Genomic DNA, 12,874 nt, shown 5'->3' with positions numbered 1-12,874 from the left:
ATGTCTTAAAATATTAATATTTTCAAACATCCCTTTATAAATCTAATTTTTATTATTTTTTTCATTCCATATCATTTTTATTACATATGCAAGTATACTAAGAGCAAACAATGTAAATAATCCTGTAACCATTAGTTTAGCTCCACCAGTCAACATACCGCCAACATATGAGTAAACTATAGTTGCTGGTAATTGGCCTAACCCTGTAGCTATGAAAAATGATGTAAAGTTCATCGATGTTAGTCCTGCAGCGTAACTTACTAAATCAAATGACATAAATGGAAGTAGTCTTGCTATTAAAATAGTATGTTTCCCATATTTCTCAAAAAAATCATCTATATTATCAAGAGCAAATTTACTTGTAAGATTCTCTACTGTATTTCTACCTAAAAACTTAGCTATGTAAAAACATAGTGCTGCCCCTACCATTGCACTTGACCATGATAATATTGCTCCTTTTATCCATCCAAATAAAGCTGCATTGGCAAAAGTTATAACAAACGCTGGCAATGGTGCTGCTACTGATTGAAGTATCATAAGTAAAAATGATATTATAGGAGCCCACATTCCAAAGGATAAAATATATTCTTTTAGTCCTTCCATATCAAGAGCTACTAAATAAGAAGTCATTTTATTTATAACACTATTTACTTGAGGAATAAATAAATAAGCTAAAATTAGTACTACTATAGTTCCTAAAGTAATCCAAAATGTTTTATTTAAACCCTTTCTTTTATTTTCTTTTACATTACTAATATTAATCAATCCTCTCTATTATTAAGTAAAGGGGTATATAAAAATGTTAAATTTATATACCCCTCTTAATTTAGCTTATTTAACTAATTTAAATTCATATTCTTTTACTCCATCTACTGAATTAGAAACATTATTATACCCATTATTTTCTAATATTCCTGCAGCTTGAGCACTTCTTCTTCCTACTGAACAATAAATTAAAATTTCTTTATCTTTATAGTCTTTAAGCTCATTAATTCTTGATTCAAATTCATCTATTGGTATATTTATAGCATTTTCTATATGACTCTTATCATAATCTTTAGCATCTCTAACATCTAATATAACTGCATCTTTATTTTCTTCTACTAATTTTTCAAATTCACTACCTGTTACATTGTTGTATTTAACTGTTTTATAATCAAACTCTTCCATTCCATCTTCTGCATTATATACCTTACTAAAACCTTTATCTACTAACATTTTAGCTGCTTTACCACTTTTATTTCCAGTGTTACATATTAATATTATATCTTGGTCTTTATACCCCTCTAAATCAGCTATTTTACTCTCAAATTCATCGAATGGTATATTTATAGCATTAGCTAAATGTCCTTTTGCATATGCATCTGTATCTCTAACATCTATAACTAATGTTTTTTCATTTTCTTCAACTAACTCTAATGTTTTAGTTGAGTCTATATCACTATAAGATGAAACTCCATTATTAGATGAGCATCCAACAACACTACTTAGTGTTAATACTAATAACATCCCTACTGATAAAACTTTTATTCTTTTGTTTAATTTCATTATTACTCCCCCATTTACTTTTATTTACATATTATTCAATTATTCCATGTTAAATTATATCAAATACTATTTTTTTAGTAAAGTTTTATAGAAATATACAATATTTGATATATATTTATAGATTTTATCTATAATTAATAAATATAAAAGCTACCTTTTAAAGGTAATTTCAATTATCCTAAGGTAGCCTTTATATTTTATATTTATTTTTATATAACTAATTCTTTTTCGTTTACTAATGTTCTAACTGTTCCTATCATATATAATGAACCAGCACTAATTATAACATCATCTTCTTTTGCATTATCTAAAGTATATTTTACTGCCTCTTCTATATTTTCAATTGCAGTTACATCTTCAATATACTTAGATATTTTATTTTTTAATTCTTCACAACTTATTGCTCTATCGTTAGCTGGAGTCGTTGTAATTACTTTGTTAAATTTAGGCATTAATATTTTTAAAACACTATCTACATCTTTATCAGCCAACATTCCAATTAACATAGTTAATTTCTTATCTGGGAAGTTCTTTTCTAAAGCTTTAGCTAGAGATTTCGCTCCATCTTCATTATGAGCTCCATCTATGATGAACATTGGTTTATCTTTTATTTTTTCTATTCTACCTGGCCACTTAGTATTTAAGAGACCTTTTTCTATAGATTCATTGCTAACTTTAATATTTTTATTATCTCTCAAAAATTTAATTACATTTAGTGCCACTATTGAGTTATTTATTTGATGTTCTCCTATTAACCTTATTTCTAAGTTATCAAATTTCTCTCCCATAACTGTGCAATTATATACTTGTGAATAAATATCAGATTTCTTAATTTCTATATCATTAAAGTTTACTTCTATATATTCTGCATTTTTTTCCTTACAAACCTGTTTTATAACATCTTCAGCTTCTTTAACTTGTTTATATACTATTGCAGCCCCATTTTCTTTTATTATTCCAGCTTTCTCATATGCTATCTTTCCAATTGTATCTCCAAGTACTCCTATATGATCTAAGCTTATTGATACTACTACACTTACTAATGGAGTTTTTATAACATTTGTTGAATCATATCTTCCACCTAAACCAACTTCTAATACTACATAATCCATGTTTTGTTCATTATAATAATAAAATGCCATAGCTGTTACTATTTCAAATTCTGTAGGAGCAGAATAACCTTCATTAATCATTATTTCTATTTTATCTTTTATTATAGTTATTATTCTTGCTACATCTTCTTCAGGTATATTTTCTCCATTTACTCTTATTCTTTCTGTAAAAGTTTCTAAATATGGTGATGTATAAAGTCCAACCTTATAACCTTCTTCTTTTAATATATTTGCTATAAATGAGCAAACTGAACCTTTTCCATTTGTTCCTGCTACATGAACTACTTTTAAGTTTTCTTGTGGATTGCCTAAAAGTTCTAGTAATTTTCCTGTAGAGTCTAAACCTAATCTTATACCAAATTTATGTGTATCTTCTATGTACTTCAATGATTCTTTATAATTCATACTTTCCCCCTTGTAATAGTTATGTCTTAAATAAATTATCTATATATCGTTAAAACTTGCTGTTTATGATCTATATATTTTGTATTTTCTAAGTTAATTATAGTATATTTTGTTATGAATTATAACTCTTACTAATATAAAAAAATTTACTTTATATACTACAAAAAATATTACTATAAGTTTAATCTTATAGTAATATTTTTAATTAATTATTTAATTTTACAATAATTTTTGTACTCTTCTATGGTGTTTATGTTTAAAAATTGGCTAGAATATATTTCACTAAAATCTATATACTTAGTGTTAACTTTATCTAATAAATTCTTTATTTTATAATTTGATTCATCAATATTTTCTTTTACTTTATCTTTTATTCTTTTTTGGTATATTCCAAATAAAGGTTGAATTTTCCCATTTATTGTTGCTATTATACAATCATATTTATAATCAAAATTTGAATACAGCTCATATACTAGTTCTTTACTTATATTAGGCATATCACAAGTACATATAAATAATATGTCATTTTCAATATTATTCATAGCCGTATATATTCCCCCTATAGGTCCAATCTCTTTTATCTCATCTACAAAGCTTTTATATTTAAAGTTATCTAAATCTTGATTTTGGTTCACTGATATTATAATATTTTCAAAGCAATCTAATTTTTCTGTTATACAATCAATAAACCTCTGATTTTTAAACTTCAAACTATACTTATCTTTATATCCCATTCTACTTGATTTTCCACCAACTAATATAACGGCTGTAGATTGCTTTATCATATTTTTTATACTACTCATATATCCCCCCTACTTCACATTAGAAAAATCCTTATATAATTATAGTTTAAATTATATAAGGATTTTTTGCTATTTTATTTAATTCTTTAATCTTTTCATATTAATGTCAATAGCTATCTCTTTAATAAATAAGATACTATTAGTATAACTCATTAGATAAGTAAGTAAATATGAAATAGCCAGTACATTTGTAGCTTTTCTAGCTACTTGTACTGGCTATTCATATTAGATAATAATATATAAACTAACTTAGGTTATCTATTTCATCTTTGATTCAAGATTTTCTAATCTTTCTAATACTGATTTCATCATCTCTTCAAACTTTTCTTTCTTAGCTTTTTCAGCATCTATTAAGCTTTGAGGAGCTTTAGAAACAAATCCTTCATTAGAAAGTTTTCCGTTAACTCTCTTTATTTCGCTTTCTAACTTAGCTTTTTCTTTGTTTAATCTTTCGATTTCCTTTGCGAAGTCAACTAATTCATCAAGTGGTATAAATATTTTAACACCATCTATAACAACACTTACAGCGTCTTCTGGTATATTAGTTTCATCAGCTACTATTTCAACTTCAGATGCAGATGCTAATGTTACGAAGTAATCTTTACCAGCTTCCATTGCTTCTTTCTTTTCTTCTGTTGGGACTATTATTACCTTAGCTTTCTTTGATGGTGGAACGTTCATTTCAGCTCTTACATTTCTTATGTTTCTTATTCCATCCATTGTTAAGCTCATCATTTCTTCTTCTTTAGCCATATTGTCAGCTTCAGTGTAGTGAGGGAATTGAGCTATAACTATACTTCCTTCTACTGTTGGTAGATGAGTATATATTTCTTCTGTTATAAATGGCATGTATGGATGTAATAATTTTAATATTTTTTCTAATACATAAGTTAATGTGTATAAAGCAGCTTGCTTAGCTTCTTTATCTTCACTATATAATCTTGGTTTAACTATTTCTATATACCAGTCACAGTATTCTGACCATGCAAAATCATATATCTTTTGAGCAGCTATACCAAGGTCAAACTTGTCCATGTTATCAGTAACTTCTTTAACAACATTATTTGCTCTTGATATTATCCACTTATCAGCTAAAGTTAAGTTAGATTCTACAGACTCTCTAGTTACACCTTCCATTATTTCTGCATCTATATTCATGAATACAAATCTTGACGCATTCCATAATTTATTAGCAAAGTTTCTTGCAGCTTCTACTCTTTCCATGTAGAATCTCATATCATTTCCTGGGGAATTTCCTGTTGCTAACATGAATCTTAGAGCATCAGCACCATATTGGTCGATTACTTCTAACGGATCTATACCATTTCCTAAAGACTTACTCATTTTTCTACCTTGAGAATCTCTTACAAGTCCGTGTATTAATACATGTTCAAATGGTTTTTCATTCATACAGAACATTCCTGCAAATGCCATTCTTACTACCCAGAAGAATATTATATCGTATCCTGTAACAAGTACATTAGTTGGATAATAGTAATTTAATTCTTCTGTGTTATGTGGCCAACCTAATGTTGAGAAAGGCCATAATGCTGAAGAGAACCAAGTATCTAGTACATCTTCATCTTGTTTTAAATTAGTGCATCCACACTTACAAGCTTCTGGCATAGACTTAGCAACTATTACTTCACCACAGTCTTGGCAGTAATAAGCTGGTATTTGGTGACCCCACCATAACTGTCTTGATATACACCAGTCTCTTATATTTTCTAACCATTGTAAGTAAGTTTTATCAAACTTATCTGGTACGAATTTTAATTCTTGTTTCTTAAGTATATCTATCGCAGGTTTTGCAAGTTCATCCATCTTAACAAACCATTGATCTGATAATCTTGGCTCTATTACTGTATGACATCTGTAACAAGAACCTACATTGTGGTTATGATCTTTTATAGCTATTAAGTATCCAGCTTCATCTAAATCAGCTATAAGTTGTTTTCTACACTCATATCTGTCCATACCTTCGTATTTACCAGCTAAGCTGTTCATTGTTCCATCTTCATTCATTACGTTTATTTGCTCTAGATTATGTCTCTTACCTACTTCGTAGTCGTTAGGATCATGAGCAGGAGTCATTTTAACTGCACCTGTACCGAACTCTAAATCAACATAATCATCAGCAACTATTATAAGTTCTCTTCCTACTAATGGAAGTATTGCATGCTTTCCTACTAAATGCTTGTATCTTTCATCTTCTGGATTTACAGCTATACCTGTATCTCCTAACATTGTTTCAGGTCTAGTTGTAGCTATTTCTAAGAATTCATCACTACCTGCTATTGGGTATTTTATATGATAGAATTTACCATCATGTTCTTCATGTTCAACCTCAGCATCAGATAAAGTTGTTTTACAATCTGGGCACCAGTTTATTATTCTATTTCCTCTATATATTTGACCTTTTTCATAAAGTTTCACAAAGAACTCAGTAACAGCTTCGTTACATCCTTCATCCATTGTAAATCTTTCTCTGTCCCAGTCACAAGAATCTCCTAATTGCTTCATTTGGTCTACTATTTTTCTACCAAATTCGTTTCTCCAATCCATAGCTCTCTTTAAGAATTCTTCTCTTCCTAAATCGTACTTAGATTTTCCTTCTTGCTCTTTTATTCTTTCAACAACCTTAACTTCTGTTGCTATAGAAGCATGATCAGTTCCTGGTTGCCATAAAGTCTCATATCCGTCCATACGTTTCCATCTTATAAGTATATCTTGTAATGTATGATCAAGAGCATGTCCCATATGTAGTTGCCCAGTTATATTAGGCGGCGGAAGCACTATTGTAAATGGCTTTTTATTTGGGTTTGGGCTAGATTTAAAATATCCTTTTTCTACCCACTCTGAATATAGTCTTGATTCAAAGTCTTTTGGATTATACGTTTTTGATAAATTAGTATTTTCCATGATATTTCCTCCTAGTTTAATTAATCTATTTTTTTAATAAAAAAGAGCCTTTCATCCCATAAATAAGGACGAAAAGCTCGCGTTACCACCTTAATTCTAAAATTTAACTCGCTAATATAAACAGTTATGTTATCTCAAATTAATTTAATAACATAACTAACTTAGCTAATTTTAGCTCTCAATAAACTTTAACGACTTTCACCGTCTAAACCTACTATTAGTTCAATTTAGAAACTCCGAAGCTACCTTCTGCAAATCTGTACTTAGAAAACCTTTCAGCCTGTGGGTTTTCTTCTCTATAAGTAGTATTTACATACTCCTCTTCTTCAATGTTTTTATATATTATTTTATTTATTAATTATATCTAATTACCTTTAATATTGTCAATTATTTATAACAATATACATACTTTTAGCCCTCTGTATTACCAATCCAAAAATTTTTAGGATATGTTTTTTCAGTTATAGGAATTAGTGTATATCCTCTCTCTTTTAAAATTTTAATAGTATCACTTAATGCCTCTACACTTTGTTCTTTTTCATGCATTAATACTACAATTTCTTCTTTCTCTCTACCATAATATAATATATTACTAACTATCTGATCTTTAGATGACTTCCAGTCTAATGTATCTAAAGTCCAATCCCAAATTAAATATCCTTTTTCAACTAAATTATTGTAGTTTTCCTCAGGAGTATAAGGCTTACTTCCATATGGTAGGCGTATTAATTTAGATGTTTTACCACTTAATTCATATAAAGTTTTATTACATGTTTCAAATTCTTCTAATGATGATGTTGGTGTTTTATATAATTCTTCTACTTCATGACTTACTCCATGAAATCCAACACCATGACCTTCTTCTATCATTCTATTCACTTCATCACTATGCAACTTCATATTATTATTCAACATGAAAAATGTTGCTTTTACATTGTTTTTATCTAATATATCTAATATTTGGCTTGTGTACTTTGACGGTCCATCATCTATTGTTATGTATGCTATTTTATTTTCACTAGCTTCTGATCCCTTATTTATTTCATTAGATGTTTTATATGTAGTATCAATTATACTTTCACTTAATTTTGAACTATCCTCGAGATCTATATTTTTCGTTTTATAAAATATCAATCCTATTGTAAAAATTATGACTAAAAACATAGATGCTAATATCTTTAGTATCTTTTTATTATCCTCCATATTATGATCTCCCCTATATTTATAAAGATTAACCTATGTTATTTTATATTTTCCTACTAAAAACTTTTCGTATTTTCTATCTTCAGAATCTATGTCTTCTATTTTTTTATTTCTATTTCCTAAAAAGCTATACAATATTTATATCATCAAAAGGCGTCTTCATATTAACTCCTAGAGAGTATTTGTCCAAATATTTTACGACCTCACTTTCATTAATTTTTTAAGCCATACATTCTCTAATGAATCCCATACCTTCTATAAATGTATCATCAATTTCTTTTAATGCTACATACCTCCTCCCTTGCTTATAACAAGCTTAAGTCTAAAGCTTTATATATTTCATCAATCTCTTGTAAAGTTAATACAAAATATCACTTTCTATATAGCTTCTTTTAATTTTCTTTATTACAATTTATATGCTTGTTTTTTATTAAACATTCATCTTTAATACTTTCACGATATTCATATTCATAAGCATTATGAAAATTATGAGTATATCTACTTTTTTGAATTAAATGCTTCTTTAAATATATGTTCAATATTTTTTTATAATCTTAAGTTCAATTATTATTTTTGTAAACTCTATGAATTTTTTAGATTTGTATTTGTTCAGTATTTGATTTTATAAATAGATAGGTTTCATACAGTACCTTCTAAGTATTTATATATCTAATATATGGAGAGGTACTGTATGTTTTTTATTTTAGGTTTGTTATTTAAAATTATTTATATAGCTTATTCGATCAATACTTTCTATTATTTTCTCTAAATGAAAGTTAAATACAGGGCTCTTATTATCGTCAACTTCCCAATCTAATTTTTCACCTTTATAGAATTTTTTTAATCTTTTATAATTAGACTTATTTAGATATAACTTTTGTTCTAGTAACTCTATAGACTTCATATGGAAATATATTTGCTCACATATACCTATGGATTCTTCTAATTGATCCGTATTTATATCATTTTTACTAAAATCTAATTCATCTAAAAACTTAGAGTATACTCCTTCTAGTTTATTAAATGCATTTCTGTATTTTTCTATATTAAAATGTTCCTTATTTATTATTCTTAATTTTATAAAATCTTTTGATAATTTTTCCATGTTTATAAATTCATTAATCGTATTCTCTAAATAATTAGGTCTTGGAAATAAATAATTAACCAATACTCCAAAAACTACCCCCATTGATGTATCTATAACTCTATGTATTGCATAATATCCAGGCTCAGATGTTATATTTCCTAAATATATAGCAGAAAAAGTTACTATTGATACAACTCCTCCACCTGTATTTAATGCAGTACATCCGTATATAACAGCCATTACACCTAATCCACATAAAATTGGATCTTCTGGTTTAACAATAGCCATTAAGTATCCTATTATCCCTCCAAGCATTGTTCCCTTTACCCTACCAAGACCTTCTTTTAGTGATCCTCTTACAGTATCCTGAACTGATAATGCACAAGCTGCTACTGCAAAAAATAATTTTTCAATTACAAATTGTCCTAAAGTACAACAAAGCATAACTGCTATACCTGTCTTAATAGTTCTCATACCTAGTTTAATCTTCAACTGAAAACCTCCTGCTATAACTCAACTGATATATTTTACTTATATAGTATAATTGAAAAAAATATATATTAATAGACTGTACATAATATTAAATCTTATTATCTATTTATAAACAATTAAAAGTACCCAAATTTTATTTAGGTACTTTTAATTACTTATAAATATTTAAAATTTATGATTATTTGTTAATTGGTTAAATAAATCTTTATACTTATTTTCTACTGATTTAAATTCTTCAAATTTAAATACTGGCTTGCTTATTAGTTCATCTTTTTCAACTTGTAACTCATGTCCCATATAGTGAATAAACTCATGATATAATAATGTATTATCTACAGAATCTATCATTCTTTGTTCTTCACTTGTTAACTCATCTTTAATGTATTTTTCATATATTGCATTTTGTAAAGATTCTTCTATTTCTAAATAAGTATGAAGGTTCTTTTTAACTGGTCTAGTAATATCTGCTATATAAGCTTCGCTAGCATCATGTAGTAAACAAGCAAGCGCTACTTTATTACTATATCCTCTTTTTATCGCTTCTTCACAGCAGAAAATACAATGTTGCCCCACTGAATAAAATTCCGGAAAATGACCATTTGCTCTAGACATAAGAGATAAGGCATGAGCTATATCATCTATCATAATATCTTCTTTCTTAGGCTCTAGTGGTGTGAAATTTACTTTTGAATATGTTGTAATACTATTTGGCATGTTATCGTCTCCCTTTCAAAGTATAATCTCATTAAACATAAAAATACCAACTGAAATATCAATATAAATACAGTTTTCCTACTGGAAAACATATAATCAACTGATATGTCAGTTGGCAAAAATATTCAACATTATATGATTTTATATATCTTCTATACTAATATAGTTTAGCATATTGATTTAATAATTGTAAATTATATGTCTCTAGATTATCCCTTGGCTAATCATTACATCTGCTACTTTTAAGAAACCTGCTATATTAGCTCCAACAACATAGTTTCCTTCAGCTCCATATTCTTTAGCCGCTTCTTTAGATGCATTAAATATATTTACCATTATATTTTTTAATTTTTCATCAACTTCTTCAAATGACCAAGAAAGTCTCATGCTATTTTGTGACATTTCTAAAGCTGAAGTAGCAACTCCACCTGCATTAGCTGCTTTTGCTGGTGCTACTAATATCCCATTTTCTAGTAAATAACTTAAAGCTTCATTAGTACAAGGCATGTTTGCACCTTCACCTACCGCAATCACTTTATTTTCAACAAGTAATTTAGCAGATTCTATATCTATATCATTTTGAGTTGCACAAGGTAAAGCTATATCACATTTTATAGACCAAATTCCTTTTTGTCCTTCATAATACTTTGAATTAGATTTTATGTCCGCGTATTCTTTTATTCTTTTTCTTTCTACTAATTTTATTTTCTTAATTAAACTAATATCTATTCCAGACTCATCTAATATATAACCATTAGAATCACACATAGCTATTACACATGCTCCTAATTCTTGAACCTTTTCAGCTGCATATATAGCAACATTACCTGATCCTGATATAACTATTTTCTTACCGTTTAAATCATAGTCATGAGCCTTTAGCATCTCATCTACAAAATATATTAAACCATATCCTGTAGCTTCTGTTCTAACTAAAGATCCTCCATAATTTAAACCTTTTCCTGTTAAAACACCTGGTTCATTAGCATTTTTTAATCTTTTATACTGCCCAAATAGATATCCTATTTCTCTTCCTCCGACACCTATATCTCCCGCAGGTACATCAACATCAGGTCCTATATATCTATATAACTCTGTCATAAAACTTTGACAAAACCTCATTATCTCTCTGTCTGATTTGCCTTTAGGATCAAAATCTGATCCACCTTTTCCACCACCTATAGGTAACCCTGTTAATGAATTCTTAAAAATTTGTTCAAATCCTAAGAATTTAACTATACTATCGTTTACAGATGGGTGAAATCTAAGTCCACCTTTATAAGGACCTATCGAGCTATTAAATTGAACTCTAAATCCTCTATTAACTTGAACATTTCCCTCATCATCAACCCAAGGTACTCTAAATATTATTTGTCTTTCAGGTTCTACAAGCCTGTCCAAAACTCTCTCTTTTATATATTCTGGTTTCTTTACTAATACTGGCTCTAATGAATGTAAAACTTCTTCGACAGCTTGATGAAATTCTTCATCTCCCTTATTTCTATTCTTAACATCCTCAATTACCCTATTTACATATTGAGTTACACTAGTCTCAAAAATATTATTATCTTCTAACTTTCCTATTGGATCTATTGAATCTACTTTCATTTCAACCCCCCTAATTATTTTTTCATAACTTTCTTATTATTTTATACTTTAAGTATAATTTTTCCAATACTTTCAACAAAATCCTTTGATAAATATCAGAATTTTTTGTAAATGTTTTTAATTATTTATCTGTTAAATAAATTTACTTAAAATTATTTAATACATAAGTGATATTACTTTTTATCTCAATTACTGCATTAATAAATATAAAATAAAATTAATATAAAAATTCCATGATATTTAAAGCTTTTTATCGCTATATATCATGGAATCTTTATATATTATTCATTATATAAAACAATTAATTTAAATTAACACTAATCTTAGCCAATCTCTATCATTTGTCCATTTGCTATATACACTATATTTTCACATATATTCGTTATATGATCCCCTATTCTTTCAAGGTATCTTTCTACAAATAAAATTCTTGTACCTTGATCTACATTATCAGCGTCTTCACACATTTTACTTAAAATATTAGGTCTAGAATCTTCATATGCTCTATCTATTTTATCATCTCTCATTGCTATATCATAAGCAAGTTTATCATCACATTTATTTAAAGCTTCCTTTATATCGTTAAGCATACTTAAACATACATTTGACATATCAACTATAGTGTCTAGACTTGTTATATGCTCATCTTTATTTATAGCTATTGTTTCTTCTGCTATATTTTCAGCATAATCACCAATTCTCTCTAATTCTATAGCTATATTACTTAATGCATAGATATATCTCAAATCTTTTGCCATAGGTTGTTTAAGCACCATTAATTCTATACTTCTATCTCTTATATATTCTCTTAATGTATCTATATCCTCATCTAGTTTAACAACTTTTTTAGCTAAATCTATATCTTTTTTTACTAAACTATTTACAGATAGAGAAACTGCCTCTTCACACTTTTCAACCATTCTAATTGTATAACTTTTTAGAGTGCTAATATTAAATTCTAACCTTGTTATAATCATATT

Annotated in this window: 10 protein-coding genes and 1 other annotated feature; all 10 genes read right to left on the bottom strand. The window is 27.7% G+C overall.

Going from position 1 to position 12,874, the window contains the following annotated elements; all coding sequences use genetic code 11:
* Positions 1-42 precede the first annotated feature (42 nt).
* The 10 genes from HF520_RS14935 to phoU all read right to left on the bottom strand — a co-directional run bounded on the left by HF520_RS14935 (position 43) and on the right by phoU (position 12,871).
* Positions 43-765: a TVP38/TMEM64 family protein gene (locus HF520_RS14935; RefSeq protein WP_330586280.1), complete on the bottom strand. Its 723-nt coding sequence runs from the start codon at positions 763-765 to the stop codon at positions 43-45.
* 66 nt (positions 766-831) lie between these two features.
* Positions 832-1,548: a rhodanese-like domain-containing protein gene (locus HF520_RS14930; protein WP_168574663.1), complete on the bottom strand. Its 717-nt coding sequence runs from the start codon at positions 1,546-1,548 to the stop codon at positions 832-834.
* A gap of 209 nt (positions 1,549-1,757) precedes the next feature.
* Positions 1,758-3,065, bottom strand: a complete 1,308-nt coding sequence (locus tag HF520_RS14925) for a bifunctional folylpolyglutamate synthase/dihydrofolate synthase (protein WP_168574662.1) — start codon at positions 3,063-3,065, stop codon at positions 1,758-1,760.
* 209 nt (positions 3,066-3,274) lie between these two features.
* A complete protein-coding gene (locus HF520_RS14920; RefSeq protein ID WP_168574661.1) occupies positions 3,275-3,868 on the bottom strand; it encodes a molybdenum cofactor guanylyltransferase in 594 nt (197 codons plus the stop codon).
* A gap of 258 nt (positions 3,869-4,126) precedes the next feature.
* Positions 4,127-6,790, bottom strand: a complete 2,664-nt coding sequence (locus HF520_RS14915; RefSeq protein ID WP_168574660.1) for a valine--tRNA ligase — start codon at positions 6,788-6,790, stop codon at positions 4,127-4,129.
* A 61-nt stretch (positions 6,791-6,851) separates the two neighbouring features.
* Positions 6,852-7,129, bottom strand: a binding site (T-box leader).
* A gap of 72 nt (positions 7,130-7,201) precedes the next feature.
* Complete coding sequence (locus HF520_RS14910) at positions 7,202-7,993, bottom strand: polysaccharide deacetylase family protein (protein WP_168574659.1); 792 nt, start codon at positions 7,991-7,993, stop codon at positions 7,202-7,204.
* A gap of 712 nt (positions 7,994-8,705) precedes the next feature.
* A complete protein-coding gene (locus HF520_RS14905; RefSeq protein ID WP_168574658.1) occupies positions 8,706-9,572 on the bottom strand; it encodes an FUSC family protein in 867 nt (288 codons plus the stop codon).
* Positions 9,573-9,737: 165 nt separating this feature from the next.
* Positions 9,738-10,286 carry a phosphohydrolase gene (locus tag HF520_RS14900; RefSeq protein ID WP_168574657.1) on the bottom strand — a complete coding sequence of 183 codons (549 nt, stop codon included), beginning with the start codon at positions 10,284-10,286 and terminating at the stop codon, positions 9,738-9,740.
* 204 nt (positions 10,287-10,490) lie between these two features.
* Positions 10,491-11,894 (bottom strand): NADP-specific glutamate dehydrogenase, encoded by a 1,404-nt coding sequence (gdhA, locus tag HF520_RS14895; protein WP_168574656.1) that lies wholly within the window; start codon positions 11,892-11,894, stop codon positions 10,491-10,493.
* Between the two features lie 323 nt (positions 11,895-12,217).
* The gene (gene phoU, locus HF520_RS14890) at positions 12,218-12,871 is read right to left on the bottom strand and encodes a phosphate signaling complex protein PhoU (protein ID WP_168574655.1); all 654 of its coding nucleotides are present in this window, start codon (positions 12,869-12,871) and stop codon (positions 12,218-12,220) included.
* Between the last annotated feature and the right edge of the window lie 3 nt (positions 12,872-12,874).

This window comes from Romboutsia sp. CE17 (genome assembly GCF_012317385.1).
GTDB lineage: Bacteria > Bacillota > Clostridia > Peptostreptococcales > Peptostreptococcaceae > Romboutsia_E.
Note: the sequence above shows the minus strand (reverse complement) of the source record. Positions and strands in the feature narration are given on the sequence as shown.